This window comes from Roseibium sp. (assembly GCF_965229775.1).
Lineage (GTDB): Bacteria > Pseudomonadota > Alphaproteobacteria > Rhizobiales > Stappiaceae > Roseibium.
Genome location: NZ_OZ245929.1, coordinates 4,216,103 through 4,230,583 on the forward strand (window position 1 = coordinate 4,216,103; position 14,481 = coordinate 4,230,583).

The 14,481-nt window shown below is 59.5% G+C and carries 14 protein-coding genes; 7 read left to right on the plus strand and 7 right to left on the minus strand.

The annotated features are described in order from the left end of the window. Window positions 1–29: 29 nt before the first annotated feature. Window positions 30–1,391: a glutamate--tRNA ligase gene (gene gltX, locus ACO07N_RS19005; protein ID WP_421982528.1), complete on the plus strand. Its 1,362-nt coding sequence runs from the start codon at window positions 30–32 to the stop codon at window positions 1,389–1,391. On the opposite strand, the gene ACO07N_RS19010 is transcribed toward gltX, so the two are convergent. Then, the gene (locus ACO07N_RS19010) at window positions 1,354–2,670 is read right to left on the minus strand and encodes a DUF2865 domain-containing protein (protein WP_421984454.1); all 1,317 of its coding nucleotides are present in this window, start codon (window positions 2,668–2,670) and stop codon (window positions 1,354–1,356) included. The genes gltX and ACO07N_RS19010 overlap by 38 nt on opposite strands. Before the next feature lie 168 nt (window positions 2,671–2,838). Next, complete coding sequence (locus tag ACO07N_RS19015; protein ID WP_421982529.1) at window positions 2,839–3,339, minus strand: MarR family winged helix-turn-helix transcriptional regulator; 501 nt, start codon at window positions 3,337–3,339, stop codon at window positions 2,839–2,841. Window positions 3,340–3,709: 370 nt separating this feature from the next. On the opposite strand from ACO07N_RS19015, the gene ACO07N_RS19020 reads away from it, so the two are divergent. After that, window positions 3,710–4,942 (plus strand): MBL fold metallo-hydrolase, encoded by a 1,233-nt coding sequence (locus ACO07N_RS19020; RefSeq protein ID WP_421982530.1) that lies wholly within the window; start codon window positions 3,710–3,712, stop codon window positions 4,940–4,942. A gap of 149 nt (window positions 4,943–5,091) precedes the next feature. Next, the gene (locus tag ACO07N_RS19025) at window positions 5,092–5,607 is read left to right on the plus strand and encodes a CreA family protein (RefSeq protein ID WP_421982531.1); all 516 of its coding nucleotides are present in this window, start codon (window positions 5,092–5,094) and stop codon (window positions 5,605–5,607) included. On the opposite strand, the gene ACO07N_RS19030 is transcribed toward ACO07N_RS19025, so the two are convergent. The 4 genes from ACO07N_RS19030 to ACO07N_RS19045 all read right to left on the minus strand — a co-directional run bounded on the left by ACO07N_RS19030 (window position 5,579) and on the right by ACO07N_RS19045 (window position 8,226). After that, window positions 5,579–5,884 (minus strand): hypothetical protein, encoded by a 306-nt coding sequence (locus ACO07N_RS19030; protein ID WP_421982532.1) that lies wholly within the window; start codon window positions 5,882–5,884, stop codon window positions 5,579–5,581. The two genes, ACO07N_RS19025 and ACO07N_RS19030, sit on opposite strands and share 29 nt — an antisense overlap. A gap of 15 nt (window positions 5,885–5,899) precedes the next feature. Next, window positions 5,900–6,241, minus strand: coding sequence for an ArsR/SmtB family transcription factor (locus ACO07N_RS19035; RefSeq protein ID WP_421982533.1), 342 nt, complete (start codon window positions 6,239–6,241; stop codon window positions 5,900–5,902). A 73-nt stretch (window positions 6,242–6,314) separates the two neighbouring features. Next, a complete protein-coding gene (locus ACO07N_RS19040; protein ID WP_421982534.1) occupies window positions 6,315–6,503 on the minus strand; it encodes a sugar transporter in 189 nt (62 codons plus the stop codon). Window positions 6,504–6,642: 139 nt separating this feature from the next. After that, window positions 6,643–8,226: a L,D-transpeptidase family protein gene (locus ACO07N_RS19045; protein WP_421982535.1), complete on the minus strand. Its 1,584-nt coding sequence runs from the start codon at window positions 8,224–8,226 to the stop codon at window positions 6,643–6,645. A 350-nt stretch (window positions 8,227–8,576) separates the two neighbouring features. Here ACO07N_RS19045 and cysS point away from each other — a divergent pair, with 350 nt between their 5' ends. Genes cysS through rarD form a run of 4 tightly spaced genes read left to right on the plus strand, consistent with a single transcriptional unit; the run spans window position 8,577 to window position 13,073 of the window. Beyond that, window positions 8,577–9,992 (plus strand): cysteine--tRNA ligase, encoded by a 1,416-nt coding sequence (cysS, locus tag ACO07N_RS19050; protein ID WP_421982536.1) that lies wholly within the window; start codon window positions 8,577–8,579, stop codon window positions 9,990–9,992. Then, window positions 9,989–10,510 (plus strand): GFA family protein, encoded by a 522-nt coding sequence (locus tag ACO07N_RS19055; RefSeq protein WP_421982537.1) that lies wholly within the window; start codon window positions 9,989–9,991, stop codon window positions 10,508–10,510. The genes cysS and ACO07N_RS19055 overlap by 4 nt, the downstream gene beginning before the upstream one ends. A 28-nt stretch (window positions 10,511–10,538) precedes the next feature. Then, a complete protein-coding gene (cimA, locus tag ACO07N_RS19060) occupies window positions 10,539–12,134 on the plus strand; it encodes a citramalate synthase (RefSeq protein ID WP_421982538.1) in 1,596 nt (531 codons plus the stop codon). A gap of 27 nt (window positions 12,135–12,161) precedes the next feature. Then, a complete protein-coding gene (rarD, locus tag ACO07N_RS19065; RefSeq protein WP_421982539.1) occupies window positions 12,162–13,073 on the plus strand; it encodes an EamA family transporter RarD in 912 nt (303 codons plus the stop codon). A gap of 30 nt (window positions 13,074–13,103) precedes the next feature. Here rarD and ACO07N_RS19070 read toward each other — a convergent pair whose 3' ends face one another. Further along, window positions 13,104–14,345, minus strand: coding sequence for a GGDEF domain-containing response regulator (locus tag ACO07N_RS19070; protein ID WP_421982540.1), 1,242 nt, complete (start codon window positions 14,343–14,345; stop codon window positions 13,104–13,106). Window positions 14,346–14,481: the final 136 nt, after the last annotated feature.

The window sequence follows — 14,481 nt, forward strand, 5'->3', positions numbered from 1 at the left end:
CCCCCGTTTCAGGGGCTAACTGAGGCGCCATGACTGTCACTGTTCGTTTTGCGCCGTCACCGACCGGCCACATCCACATCGGCAACAGCCGTCCCGCGCTCTTCAACTGGCTTTTCGCCAGGAAACAGAATGGACGCTTCATCCTGCGGTTCGACGACACCGATCTTGAGCGGTCGAAGGCCGAATATGCGGACTCCATCGAGAAGGATCTGCGCTGGCTCGGCATCGAACCGGACGTGATCGAGCGCCAGTCGGAACGGGTGGCAAGCTATGACGCGGCCGCGCAGAAACTGAAGGACGCCGGTCTTCTATATCCATGCTACGAAACGACGGACGAACTGGAGCGCCGCCGCTCGCGCCAGCGCGCGCTGGGCAGGCCTCCGGTCTATGACCGCGCCGGACTGAAGCAGTCCGAAGAAGAGCGGGCCGCGTTCGAGGCTGAAGGCCGGAGACCCCATTGGCGCTTCGTTCTGCCGAACCACGACGGCGATCCTTTTGAGACGAGACGGACGGATGTCACGTGGGATGATCTGTGCCGGGGCAGCCAGTCCGTCGATCTGGCATCGTTGTCCGACCCGGTGCTGATCCGCGCGGATGGCACATATCTCTATACGTTGCCGTCCATTGTCGATGATATCGACATGGGCGTGACACATGTGATCCGCGGTGAGGACCACGTTGCCAACACCGGCGTGCAGATCGCCATCTTCGAAGCGCTCGGAGCAGATGCGCCGGTCTTCGGCCATCACAACCTCCTGACGACGCGCGACGGCGAGGGGCTTTCAAAGCGCAAGGGAGCCCTTTCCATCGGGTCGTTGAGAGAGGCAGGCCTTGAAGCGATGTCGGTCGCCTCGCTGGCCGTTCTGACCGGGACCAGCCAGGCGGTAGAGCCGCTTCCCGACATGGGTGCGCTGATCGAAAAGTTCGACCTGTCCAGCGTGTCCAGGTCGTCGGCCAAGTTCGATCCCGAGGAACTCAAGAGCCTCAATGCCCGGCTGGTGCACGACCTGCCCTTCGAAACCGTCAGCGATCGCCTGGCCGAATTGGGGGTCGGCGGTGGCGCCGGCTTCTGGGAAACGGTGCGCGGCAATTGCGAAATTGTCCGCGACGCAGTGCTTTACTGGAATGTCGTGACGGGTCCCGTTGCCTCGCGCATTGATGAGGAGGATCGGGACTTTGTCGCGCGGGCGCGGGAGTTGTTTCCCGAGGGCGACGTGACTGAAGAGACCTGGGGCACCTGGACGGCTGCCTTGAAATCGGAAACGGGCCGAAAGGGCCGGGGGCTGTTCATGCCTCTGCGGCGCGCTCTGACCGGCATGGATCACGGTCCGGACATGAAAATGCTGCTGCCCCTTATTGGGCGACAAAATAGTCTGGACCGACTACCCTGACCGGAGGCGTGCCTTCCGGCATCGGCCGAAATCCCTGATCGTCGGATTTGAAGACCGGTGAAACCGAGACGGCTTCTATCTCGTCTTCTTCATTCTGCTTGCGGAGCGAAAGCATCGGGAAGTCGCCATCTGCGGACGGACCGCGCTGCTGCGCGCCGTCATCCGGGGACAGGGACCCCTTGGAAAGGAAGGCGGCAACCTTGGTGACGTCAAATCCCTTTTCGAGATTGAAAAGCGTACCCGGGTCTTCGTATCTCGGCAGCTGCGAGGCGTTCAGTGGAAGTCTGGACAGGAGCGCCGGCGCCTTATCCGCGGTTTCGAAGGTTTCGCCCTGACTGGGTTGGAAAGAACGCTTCGGAAGCCCGGCGCTTATGTCGGAAAAGAACAGGCGTCCGCCGGACGATACACTCACCTCGGACCACGCAGATCGCGACTTGGAGGTCTTGGAAAGCCTGCAACTGCAGCCTTCCACGAATTCGGATTTGTAGCGGAATGCAAACGGCTGCTCGGCATACGGAATGCCGGCCAGCGACATCATTTGCGACTGGTCTCCACCCGGGTTGCGGTAAACGTAGAGTTCGGTCGGGGCAGCCGGACAGATCTCAGTGCAACGGGCCGCATCATTCACGAACTGGCTCTTGTCGGTCGAGAAACTGACCGGAAAGAAATAGCCGTCGCAGGTCCGCACGCAAAGTGTTCTGAAAACACCGCCGGAAGGAAGCGTTGGGCGCGTTGCATCGGAGCGCCGTGCGCGCCTGACCGTCTCGATCTCGCGGTCACCCGTCCGCGCCGCGGTCTGTTCCACGCGCGGCCCTGCGTTGAAGAGACGGGAGAAGAACGATTGTGCCTTGGGCTGATCCGCATCGCCCTGCGCCTTTGCCTGCCGGTTTCTCGCCGGCGCGTTGCAGTCCTGACGGTCAAGCGCCGCGCGCACCTGCCTTATACGTTTCGTGTTCTTCGCCGAAGCGCCCCCGCCGGATCGCTTGAGCTGACGCTCGATCGCGGCGAGGTTGGAGTTCATCCGTTTCAGCTTGCTGTTGAGATCCGTGCATTTCGCCGTTCGGTTCTGCGCGCATCCGAAATGCCTTGCATCGCGCGAGGCCGCCGCGATCGCTTTTTCCTGCTGCCGCTTTGCCTTCGACCATTTGCGCGAGGCTGCCGATTGAGACCCGTTTGACGATTCCAGTTTCCGCAATTCGGATTTCAGGGCGGAGCAACTCGCTGCGTAGACGGCATGGGACGGCAGCAGCAGTGCTGTGGCAACACAGACTGCACGCACTAAACGCAAGGATTTGGCTCTCTTCTGACGCCCCATCGCTCGTCCCCGGCAATTCAGCTCTTTCACTGAACCGTCTTTCACCCAAAGAAGTATCGTCCTTGTCCCCATCAATAACAACGAAAGCGCTCACGTTAGGTTAATGCGCCCGGGACACGTTCCGGTGAAGTCTCAGTCCCCGTCGCGTTCGCGGACGGCGCGGTGCAACTCGTCAAAGACGGAGGCAAGCAGCTGTTTCTGCTCGCTCGTCAGCGCATTCTGCAGATCTTCGGAATAGGCGAGAGCTTTTGGGATGATGTCTTCGTAGAGAGCGATTCCCGCGGGCGCGAGCCTGAGCGCCTGTTCGCGCATGTCGTCCGGGTTCCTGTCCCGGGCGATAAAGTCACGTTTTTCCAAGGCTGCGACGGCGCGGCTGACCTTGGTCTTGTGCATCGACGTCGCCGTGCTGATATCGCGCGCCGTCATGACCTCGTGCTCTCCAAGCGTGGCGATGACGCGCCATTCCGGAATGCCGATTCCATACTTCTCCGCATAGATCTTGGAAAAGGAACGGCTGACAGTCTCGGCCAGATGATTGAGCTGATACGGCAGAAAGCGGCTCAGTCTCAGGATCGGCCTGTCACCTGAGCTGTCCGGCATCGTCCGGGTGTCGGAACCTGTTTTGCGCGACATGATGTATTCCAGCCCTGCAATATTTCATCCGCCAAATCCCGCTGGCAGAAATCCATGCCGTGTTCCGGCCACTTTGTGTCACTAGCAAGTATAAACGATCAAGGCGCCGGTGAAAGACAACCCGCGCTGCTTCGAAAATTGTTCAACTTTGAAGCCAAAATTTGCGCAGAGCTTCGGCTGGCCAAGTCTTGGAGCGGACGAATTGGCGGACCTATCTGTTGATAAACAGGGAATAGTTAAGGAATGCAGACGTGAAAAATTGCGAATCAGAGACGGAAACTGAGACGCTACGGTCAACAGAAAAAGAGTGTGTGGCAATTCGGAAATTCCTGGAAGTCAACCAGACAGCTGGCATGAAAGCGAGGCCGCAATGACGAACGAATCGAACAACTCCGTGAATCCCGCAGGAGCGAATGAACGATTCGAGGAACTGGGTCGTGGTTGCTATGCCTACAGCGCTGACGGATGCTCCAATACCGGGGTCATCGTTGGTGAGCGCGGTGTCCTGATCATCGACGCCCAGGCGACTCCTGAACACGCCGAACGTGTTCTGGAAAAAGTCCGCGGCGTCACAGACAAACCGGTCAAGCAGGTGGTTCTGACGCACTTCCATGCTGACAGTTCGCTCGGCGCCAATGCATTCGAGGCCGGCGAGATCGTCGCGTCAGACCTGACCAGGCGGATGATGGACACGCGCGGAGCCGAAGAAATTCTGGTGGCCCGTGAGCGCATGCCCGATCTGTTCGAAACGCTTCCTGCCTCCACGACCATCAGCCTTCCGAGCCTCACCATCGCCTCCTCGATGTCGATCGACCTGGGTGGCATCGACGTTCGTCTGATGCATCTCGGCCGGGGCCACACGACGGGAGATCTCGTTGTCTGGGTTCCGGGCAGTGCGGTCATGTTCACCGGAGATCTTGTGCAGACATCCGCGATTCCCTATTGCGGCGATGCGCATCTGGGGGATTGGACAAGGGCGCTTGACCGTATCGCCGCATTCCGTCCGACGACGCTGATGCCCGGCAGGGGCAGGGCGGCAATCGGTGCGACTGCAGTGGCTCAGGCCATTGAAACCACACGCGACTTCGTCACGACGTTGCGGGACGCGGCAGCGGCATGCGTTGAGCAGAATCTCGGGCTCAAGGATACCTTCGCGGCGGTGAACGATGCGTTGGCATCGCAGTTCGGTTCGAAAACGGACTTTGAGCTCAACCTGCCGATCAATGTCGCGCGCGCTTATGACGAGGCACTCGGACTGGACCAGCCGCAAATCTGGACGCGCGAGAGATGTGCCGACCTGAAGGATGCGCTTGCCGGTATCGAACCGGTTCCGCCCGCTGTCGAGGAAGAAAGCGAAGACGCGGCTGACGTGCCCGAGAACCCGATCGACAGGGCCGCAACCGAACTTGTTTCGGACAACGATTTTGCCGCGTCGCTTCTGGAAGGTGACGGCGGGGGCTCTCAGGAGGAAGAAGAGCCGCTGGACCTGTCCTCGGAGGATATTGTCAGATTGGGCGATGACGAGGGGCCGGACAGCCCGGCGGACGTGGACGAGAGCGACAGCGCGTCCGAACCGAAGGTTCTCATGGAAGCGGCCCGGTAACACGGGCGCATTTCATCGCTTATACTGAACACCTCTTGCAACGCACGCCCTTGTGGCGTGCGTCTTGTTTTGTTGACTGCAACCGGTTTGCTTGATTGAACGGGCATCGTCACCACATGTCAGTCCGATCTGCATTCGGAGGGTAATCGATGCGTTTTTCTATCGCCGGAGTTCTTGCGCTCGTTATCGGCTTGCTCGGCGCGGCACCGGCCTTTTCGGCCGATGAGCCGGATCTGATTTTCAAGAAATCGACCGTCTGGAAGTTTCTGACACCGGACCACAAACTCGCGACCTATGCGATCGACGATCCGTTGGTGGACGGCGTCGCCTGCCATTTCACCGTCCCGGAAAAAGGCGGGGTGTCCGGCTGGCTGGGTGTCGCGGAGGAGGTTTCCGACGTATCCCTGGCCTGCCGCCAGGTCGGTCCGGTGACCATCAAGGAGAATTTCGAGCAGGGTGAAGAGATGTTCCGCCAGCGGCGGTCTCTTGTCTTCAAGAAAATGCAGATCGTGCGCGGCTGCGACGTGAAGCGGAACGTGCTGGTTTATCTTGTCTATTCCGACAAGCTGATTGAAGGCAGCCCGAAGAATTCCACGTCGACAGTGCCGCTGATGCCCTGGGGAGACCAGGCCCCGCCTAAATGCGGTGACTATCTGACAGATTGACGGAAAAAGCTGAGTGGAAAGCACACCTAGGGTGCGGACCCATAAATGAAGTCAATTTGGTTTGGATCGTTTTGACCAGCTGAGAGAAGCGAAAGCGCAGGAAATGTGGTTCATTTTCAAGCCTTTCGCAACGCAGCAGATGGCCAAAACGGCCAAATCCGAAGGACGGCAAAATGGCTTCACCTCGCAGCGTCACCGCGCTTGACCGGGCATAAAGCCCGCTCTTCGCACGCTTCCTCGCGAGATTTTGCCATTTATGCCGCCAAATCGGCTTCATTTATGGGTCCGTACCCTAGTCCGCGTCGAGCGTTTCCAGGTGCTTTGCGACCGGCAGGTCGGCATCGGCACAAAAATGCTTGTAAAGCATTGCCATGACGTCTTTGACCGGTTCGCTTGAGAGACGGTAATAGATCGTGGTGCCTTCCCGGCGGGTCGAGACCAGTCCCTGGGCGCGCAGGAGCGAAAGTTGTTGTGAAACGGTCGGCATCCTCATGCCGGTGGCCTCGGCGAGTTCGCTGACGCAGCGCTCCTCTTCAAGGACGAGGCACATCAGAAGCAGTCTGGGTGCCGACGCCATCATCTTCAAAAAGTCGGCTGCGGATTCTGCCTTATCTTCAAGTGCTTTGTAGTCCATCAGGTGACTGTGCCAAACACGCGCGGAAACTTCAAGTCTGAGGTCGATTGCACCACACGTTGCTGAGGCTGGATTAGATTCGTCCCGCCACCGTCACCAGAATGTTGCCGTCGCCGCACCCGGTGCCGGTTGCCAGGCACATACTCTTTTGCTGCAATTCACTGCCGAACGCCTTGGTTCCGTCCGTAATTGCAATGAGCGCGGCGAAAGGACCACCCAGTACGAGGGCCAGGAAAAGCAAGACAAATACGCGGTTCAACATCGGGGTCTCCTGAAGGCAATCTGTATCGATTGCCCGGAGACTACGGTGCACCGCTTGAACTGATACTGAGCAGTGCGTTCAGCGTCCGTTCATTTGTCTAAACAGGAAGAAAAGACAAATAGAAACGGAGACTTAACCTCTATAAGTTCTCCGTCATCGCCTTTCTGAGCGCGTCAAGAAGCACCTCGTCGCGGCCATAAATGTCCTTCCGGAAGTGGGTTGACCCGTCCTTGTTCATCCAGGCGGTCAGATAGGTGAGGTGCACCTCGATCGGCACGACCGGCTTGATCACTGTCCGTTTCTGGGTGTCGCGAATTCCCTCCCAATGCCCGGGTGTCGAATTGTTGTCGGCAAGCAGCACATCAGCCAGCGCGAACGGATTCGAGGCCCGGATACAGCCGTGGCTGTAGGCGCGCTCGGCCTGCGAGAACAGGGACTTGGACGGTGTGTCGTGGATGTAGATGTTGAATTCGTTCGGGAACATGAACTTGATGCGGCCGAGCGCATTGCCGTCACCGGGATCCTGGCGCAGGCGGAACGGGAAGTTGCCTCCCGAATAGCTGTTCCAGGCCACCCGTGTCGCGGCGACCTCGTTTCCGTCCTGAAACACCCTGATGTTCTGGCGGCTGAGCGCTGACGGGTTCTGTTTCAGCTTGGGCAGGTACTCCTTCGTTGCGATCGAATAGGGGACATTCCAGAACGGATTGATCTCCACATATTCAAGCTGATCGGAAAAGACTGGCGTCGCATGATAGGGTTTGCCGACAACGACCCGCGTCGTGTGGATCGTCTTTCCGTCGCGCACCACCTTCAGGTTCTGGTCCGCAAGGTTCACAAAGACATAGAATTCCCCGAGATAGTCGCGCATCCAGCGTCTGCGCTCCATGTTGAGCTCCATCTGCACGAGCTTGTCCTGGAGCGGGATGTTGAGGCGGGCGAGAGTGTTCTTGCCGATCACGCCGTCGGTGGCCAGGCCGTGGTGTTCCTGGAAGATTTTCACCGCTTCGACGATCGCACCATCATAGACCTCGCCCGTATGGTCTTCGGCTCCCGGGATGTCTTCTTCCATCAGACGTGCACGCAGGAGAGTAACGCGCGGATCGGTCATGCCGGGTTTGAGCACCTCGCCATCCGGCACGGATGTGAACCCGCCGGTTTCCGCTTTCTGCCTGTATTGGGCGAGCCGGCGCTTCAGCCGAGCGTAGTTATCCGACTGGGGCGCAAGACTGTCGAGGAAAGCGCTGAAATCGACCGACTTTTCGGCGTTTTCGAACAGGGCCTTCGGATCCGGCCGGTCGGGGAAGAGGTTCAGGGCCTTGTTGATCTTGTTGGGTTGCACGCGGCCAGAAGAGAGATGGGTCGCGTAGCGCAGGAACTGGCGGGAAAGTTCCAGGTCGAACGCCGCCCATTCCTCCGGCGTCTGCGCCGTTTCGGTCTGCTGCGCCAGGCCGAGGGGATTGTAGTTGTTCGGATTGAGAGCGTGATCGTTGGCCTCGGCCATTGCGGCAATTGCCAGATGCGCGTTTTCCCTCAGGCCGTTCTGATCGAACCAGACCGGAGCGTAGACCCGTTCGGCATAGTAGGCTTGCAGTCCTTCCGGAACGTCTTGTGAAATCGACGCCTTGATGGCGACGGCGATCGGGGTCTGCGGTTCAGGAGCCGATTGTTCGGCGACAGGGGGGGAGGCGTCTGTCGACTGTGCGAGAGCGCTCGTCCCCAGCATCGAGACAGACACCAAGAAAGCGCTCGCCAGGGCGGCGGCGCATGAAAACGGAATTTTTGAACGCGGCACAACCATGGTGAAATCCCCCTCTGATTCCCTTGATGTAAAGTCTAGTCGAAGTGGGAGGATGCGCCAACGCCGCGCTTTTCCCGGCCCGGTTCGGGTCAAAATGCAGCCTTGACCGCGTCCTGCTTTCCGGTCCATAAAGCCCGCATGATGACGGCCACACGGAACATCATTTCGATCACCATTATTTGCAGCTAGCGACACCGCTGGCTGTGGCCGTTCCCTCTTGGCAAAAATTCTCCTGAGACGGATCGCCCGGTCAGCCGGCCAGGAGACCGTTTGACATGAGCGCCGCTGAGACTGAAAAATCCGGCACGAACAAGGGCTTGAAGTTCACCAACACGCTGACCCGCGAAAAGGAAGATTTCCGGGCCATCGATGACGAGAACGTGCGCCTTTATGTCTGCGGCCCGACAGTCTACGACTATGCGCATATCGGAAACGCACGTCCGGTGATCGTGTTCGACGTGCTTTACCGCCTCCTGCGGCACGTCTACGGACCGGGCCACGTCACCTATGCGCGCAACATCACCGATGTGGATGACAAGATAAATGCCCGCGCGCTGCGGGATTATCCAAACCTGCCGCTCAACGATGCGATCGCCAGGGTCACGCAGCGGACGGCGGACCAGTTTCACAAGGACATCGCGGCGCTGAACGTGCTTCCGCCCGATCATGAACCGCGGGCGACCCAGCACATTGACGGCATGATCGCGATGATCGGGCAGTTGATCGACAAGGGACATGCCTATCAGGCCGAGGGAGAAGTCCTCTTCGATACGGCGTCCATGCCGGAGTACGGCGGCCTGTCCAAGCGCAAGCTGGACGAGCAGATTGCCGGTGCGCGTGTCGCGGTCGATGCGCACAAGAAGAATCCGGGCGACTTCGTGCTCTGGAAGCTTTCCTCCGACGACGAACCGGGCTGGGACAGCCCGTGGGGGCGCGGCCGTCCGGGATGGCATATCGAATGCTCGGTCATGAGTGCACACCACCTCGGCAAGGTGTTCGACATCCATGGTGGCGGGCTTGACCTGATCTTCCCGCATCATGAAAACGAGATTGCCCAATCCTGCTGCGCACATGACACGAAAACCATGGCCAACTACTGGATGCACAACGGTTTCCTTCAGGTGGAAGGAAAGAAGATGTCCAAGTCGGAAGGCAATTTCTTCACCATCCAGGAACTCCTGGAGACCGAGAATTTCGGTGGCCGGAAATGGCCCGGCGAAGTGCTGCGTCTTGCCATGCTGATGACGAACTACCGGGAGCCCATCGACTTTTCCGTCAGAAAACTGGAAGAGGCGGAGAACCTGTTGTCGAAATGGCCGGATCCTGTCGAAACGGACGCAGAACCTTCGCCTGACGTGCTGGAGGCACTGAAGGACGATCTGAACACGTCGGCTGCCATCCAGGCGCTTCACGCGCTGGCGGGCGAGGCGGCGCGGGACAGCGGTAAACTGAAAGCCTATTCCGCATCGGCCGCGCTCATGGGGTTGCGTCCGGTCGCGGCGGACTTGAGCGGTATAGACGATGCCGCGATCGAAGCCGAGGTCACAAGACGTCTGCAGGCGCTCAAGGCGAAGGACTGGCCCGAGGCCGACCGGATCCGCGATGAACTGATGTCTCAGGGAATTCTTCTAAAGGATTCAAAAGACTCAGCGACAGGCGAACGGGTCACGTCCTGGGAGGTCAAGCGATGAGCGGACAGGAAGCGCGCGTTCACACGGGCGGTTGTCAGTGTGGCGCGGTTCGTTTTCGCGTTGAAGGCGAACTGGCGACCGCATCAATCTGCCATTGCCGCATGTGCCAGAAGGCCTTCGGCGCCTTCTATGCGCCGCTCGTCGGCATTCGCGCACCCGCGACGCTGATTTGGACGAGGGGAGAGCCCAAGCGCTTCCAGAGTTCCAATCATGTCGCCCGCGGCTTCTGCAGCGAATGCGGGACGCCGTTGACCTATGAAGCTCCCGGAGACGTCGGCATCGCCATTGGCGCTTTCGACAATCCGGAAGGGATCGCGCCGGTGATCCAATACGGTGTTGAGGCCAAGCTGCCTTACACCGACACCATGGCAGCGATCCCTGAACGCCGGACCGAGGAAGACGCCGAAACGGCCGTCTTCCTGGACACGATCGTTTCGAACCAGCATCCCGATCACGACACCGAAACTTGGCCAGCGGCTCAACCCGTTGCGCCGGTCTCGCCGGAAAAAACAAAATAGCCAGTCGAATGACGGCGAGGAAACACCGATGACCAAGGAACGCCTTTATCTTTTTGACACGACGCTGCGCGACGGGGCGCAGACCAGCGGTATCGACTTTTCGGTGAACGAGAAAATCGTCATCGCCGAGTTGTTGGAGCGGCTTGGCGTCGACTATGTCGAAGGCGGCTATCCGGGCGCAAATCTCGGCGATACCGAGTTTTTCAGCGAGAAACGAACGCAAAAGGCGCTTTTCACGGCCTTCGGCATGACCAAGCGGGTCGGCCGGTCGGCCGCGAATGACCCTGGTCTGCAGCAGGTGCTGGCGAGCAAATCGGATGCCTGCTGCTTTGTCGCAAAAGCCTGGGACTATCATGTCGAGGTCGCGCTGGGCTGCTCCAACGAGGAAAACCTCGACTCCATCCATGACACGGTCGAGGCAGCCGTCGCCGCCGGCAAGGAAGCCATGATCGACTGCGAGCATTTCTTCGACGGTTACAAGGCCAATCCGGACTATGCCCTCGATTGCGCGCGCACGGCCTATCAGGCAGGAGCGCGATGGGTTGTCCTGTGCGACACCAACGGCGGCACCCTGCCGGACGAGGTCTACCACATTGTCTCCAGGGTACAGGAAGTGGTTCCCGGCACGCATCTCGGCATTCACACCCATGACGACACCGGACAGGCGGTCGCAAATTCCCTTGCGGCCGTCGACGCGGGTGTGCGTCAGATACAGGGGACGCTGAATGGTCTCGGGGAACGCTGCGGCAATGCCAATCTGGTCACCCTGATCCCGACGCTGAAGCTCAAGAGCGCGTTTTCGGACCGGTTCGAAATCGGCGTCAGTGACCAACAGCTCGAGGACATCACCTCGGTCTCCCACGCGTTCGACGAAATCCTGAACCGTTCGCCCGACAGGCAGGCACCCTATGTCGGGGAAACGGCCTTTGCCACCAAGGCGGGCATTCACGCATCGGCAATCCTGAAGGATCCCCAGACCTATGAGCACGTCGCGCCGGAGGTCGTCGGAAACCAGCGCCGCGTGCTCGTCTCCGATCAGGCGGGCAAGAGCAACCTGCTCGGCGAACTGGCACGTGTCGGCATCGAGGTCGACAAGGCGGATCCCAAACTTGACCGGCTTCTTGCCCTGGTGAAGGAAAGAGAGTCCGAGGGGTATGCCTACGAGGCCGCGGACGCCTCGTTCGAGTTGCTGGCGCGCCGCGAACTGGGCGAAGTCCCGCGCTATTTCGAAGTCAGTTCGTTCAAGGTCATGGTCGAGCGCCGCTTTAACGCGATCGGGGATCTCATCACGGTGTCCGAGGCTGTGGTCAAGGTCGAAATTGACGGTGAAACCCGCATGTCGGTGGCGGAAGGCAACGGCCCGGTCAACGCGCTCGACATGGCGCTTCGCAAGGATCTCGGCAAGTACCAGGAAGCGATCGCCGGTCTGGAACTGGTGGACTACAAGGTGCGTATCCTGAACGGCGGCACGGGCGCGGTCACCCGTGTACTGATAGAAAGCCATGACGCCCGCACACAGCGCCGCTGGTTTACCATCGGCGTCTCGCCGAACATCGTCGACGCGTCCTTCCAGGCCCTGGTGGACTCCATCACATTCGCGCTTCTGAAAGCGGACAGCGTCTGATCTTCGGGCGTCAGAAAGGCGGAAAACATGTCGCAGCCGGTCTCTGAAGCCGAGGCTCAGGCGGAGTTTCGGCAGGGCCTTTTCTTCGGGCTCTCGGCCTATGTCATGTGGGGCTTCTTTCCTGCCTACTACAAGCTCACCGATTCGGTTCCCGCCGATATCGTCGTATCGCATCGGATCGTCTGGTCGATCCTGTTCGTGGGCCTGTTCCTCTATCTGCGCAGGCGCTGGCAGGAGGTTCGTGAAGCGCTGGGACAGCCTGCAATCCTCGTGCGCCTGATGGCTTCGGCCGCGTTCATAGGTGTGAACTGGCTTGTCTTCGTGTGGGCCATCGAGCAGGAACGCGTTCTCGACGTCTCCCTCGGCTACTTCATCAACCCGCTGGTGAGCATTCTGGTCGGCCTCGTCGTGCTTCACGAACGCCTTACGATGGGGCAGGGATTTGCGGTCGCGATCGCTGCCCTGGCCGTTCTGATCCAGGCGATCCTTGCAGGCGGCGTTCCCTGGGTCTCGCTGATCCTTGCGTTCAGCTTCGCCGGCTATGGCTATGTCCGCAAGGTGACACCGGTCAAGGCGACACCGGGCATGTTCGTCGAAACCCTCCTGCTGTTTCCCCTGGCGGCGGCCTATCTGCTTTACAGCCTCGGCGCGGGGGCGGATGCACTGGTCCTGGGCGACATTCCGGTGCTGCTCGCCCTCATCGGCACCGGCATCGTCACGGCTCTGCCGCTAACACTGTTTTCCGCTGCCGCGCGCCGCCTTCCGCTGTTCATGCTGGGCCTGATGCAATACCTGGCGCCGTCGCTGCACTTTCTGATGGCAATCTATGTCTGGAATGAACCGCTCGACCAGACGAAGCTGCTTGCCTTCGCAATGATCTGGACGGCCCTGGCTGTCTTCACGCTGGACAGCTGGAAACGCTACAGGCGTGCGCGCTGACCTGTCGGGCCATGGCGCTCCGGGAAAGGGTCACTGCATGGCGCGTGAGGCGCGCTTTGCGGAATAGAGATTGAGGTCTGCGACCTTCAGGCTTTCCGACAGGTCTCCGCCGAGCAAGGGGGCAAGACCGACACTCGTCTTGATGTTCAGCTTTTGGCCCCTGTGCTCGACGGGCGTGTTTTGAACGTCGTCGAGAAGTTCGGTGAGCCGGTCCTGCGCGGCCTGTTCCGACTGGTTGCGCAGCAGCACGCAGAATTCGTCGCCGCCGAGGCGAATGGCGAAATCGTCGTTGCTGGCAAATCTGGACAGGTGCCGCGCGAAGCTCTTCAGGACGGCGTCTCCGAAATCATGTCCGTGATTGTCGTTGACGCTCTTGAACGCATCGAGATCCATGAGGACAAGCCAGTTTTTCGTCCCGGCATCCGGAACCCAGGACTGGATTGCCTTTGCCTGGTCCTCCAGCAGAAAACGCCGGTTGTAGAGCCCGGTCAGGGCGTCCCTCATGGCCAGGTTGTTCAGTTCCTCGATCCGGTAGATGTAGGCGAGGTTCTGAGAAACCCTGAGGAGCAGTTCCTCGGGTGAACAGTTCTTGTCGACAAAATCCGCAGCGCCGTATTTCAGAAACCGGACCCGGTTGTCGGAATTCGTCACGGCCGACATACCGATAATGCCGACCTGTTCCGCACTGTGGTTCCGCCTGACCGCCTTCAGAAACGCGAAGCCGTCCTTGCCAGGGAGGAAATAGTCGGCCAGGACCAGCTTTATGTCGTTGTTTTCTTTCAGGCAGTTGAGCGCCTCGTCGGTGCTTGCCGCCTGGTAGACCTTGTACATGTGTTTGGAAACGATTTGCGCGATCGCCTGTCTTTCAACGCTTGCGTCATCCAGCACAAGGATGCCGATGCCGGGATTTTTCGACAGGCGCCGGATCAGGTCCGCAACGTAATCAAGGCTTCCCGGTGAATCCTTCAGGACGTAGTCAATGACGCCCTTCTGAAGCATTTTCTTGCGTATTTTCGGATCGAACCGGCTTGTGAACACGATTGTCGGAATGTTCCATTCGTCGCACAGGTCAACGATCTCTCCGTCGGGAGCATCCGGCAGTGTCAGGTCGACAAGAGCGAGGTCCGGTTCACCGATCGGCAGGTTCAGGCAGCTTTCCGCCTCGGCATAGTTGCGCGCGACCATGATCTGATGGCGGCCGACATCATGCAATTTCTTGACGATCGCCTTTTCAAAAAACGATGCGTCTTCAACAAGGAGGGTGGTTTGCATGGGAACGTCCGGGGCGGGCGGGTTTCAAGGAGTTTACTATTGTGCGCGGGTGACTTCAACTTCCGGTACGGAATTGGTGTTTGGGTATGGCAATGCGTGTGCAGGATAGCCGTGACCGGCCGCCTGGCAGCGACCG

Bases quoted from the DNA above. Each gene is read 5' to 3' on its own strand.
- ACO07N_RS19020 (WP_421982530.1), top strand. From the start codon at position 3,710: ATGACGAACGAATCGAACAACTCCGTGAATCCCGCAGGAGCGAATGAA.
- ACO07N_RS19030 (WP_421982532.1), bottom strand. From the start codon at position 5,884: ATGAAGCCGATTTGGCGGCATAAATGGCAAAATCTCGCGAGGAAGCGT.
- ACO07N_RS19070 (WP_421982540.1), bottom strand. From the start codon at position 14,345: ATGCAAACCACCCTCCTTGTTGAAGACGCATCGTTTTTTGAAAAGGCG.
- rarD (WP_421982539.1), top strand. From the start codon at position 12,162: ATGTCGCAGCCGGTCTCTGAAGCCGAGGCTCAGGCGGAGTTTCGGCAG.
- ACO07N_RS19025 (WP_421982531.1), top strand. From the start codon at position 5,092: ATGCGTTTTTCTATCGCCGGAGTTCTTGCGCTCGTTATCGGCTTGCTC.
- ACO07N_RS19015 (WP_421982529.1), bottom strand. From the start codon at position 3,339: ATGTCGCGCAAAACAGGTTCCGACACCCGGACGATGCCGGACAGCTCA.
- cimA (WP_421982538.1), top strand. From the start codon at position 10,539: ATGACCAAGGAACGCCTTTATCTTTTTGACACGACGCTGCGCGACGGG.
- cysS (WP_421982536.1), top strand. From the start codon at position 8,577: ATGAGCGCCGCTGAGACTGAAAAATCCGGCACGAACAAGGGCTTGAAG.
- gltX (WP_421982528.1), top strand. From the start codon at position 30: ATGACTGTCACTGTTCGTTTTGCGCCGTCACCGACCGGCCACATCCAC.
- ACO07N_RS19045 (WP_421982535.1), bottom strand. From the start codon at position 8,226: ATGCTGGGGACGAGCGCTCTCGCACAGTCGACAGACGCCTCCCCCCCT.
- ACO07N_RS19035 (WP_421982533.1), bottom strand. From the start codon at position 6,241: ATGGACTACAAAGCACTTGAAGATAAGGCAGAATCCGCAGCCGACTTT.
- ACO07N_RS19040 (WP_421982534.1), bottom strand. From the start codon at position 6,503: ATGTTGAACCGCGTATTTGTCTTGCTTTTCCTGGCCCTCGTACTGGGT.
- ACO07N_RS19055 (WP_421982537.1), top strand. From the start codon at position 9,989: ATGAGCGGACAGGAAGCGCGCGTTCACACGGGCGGTTGTCAGTGTGGC.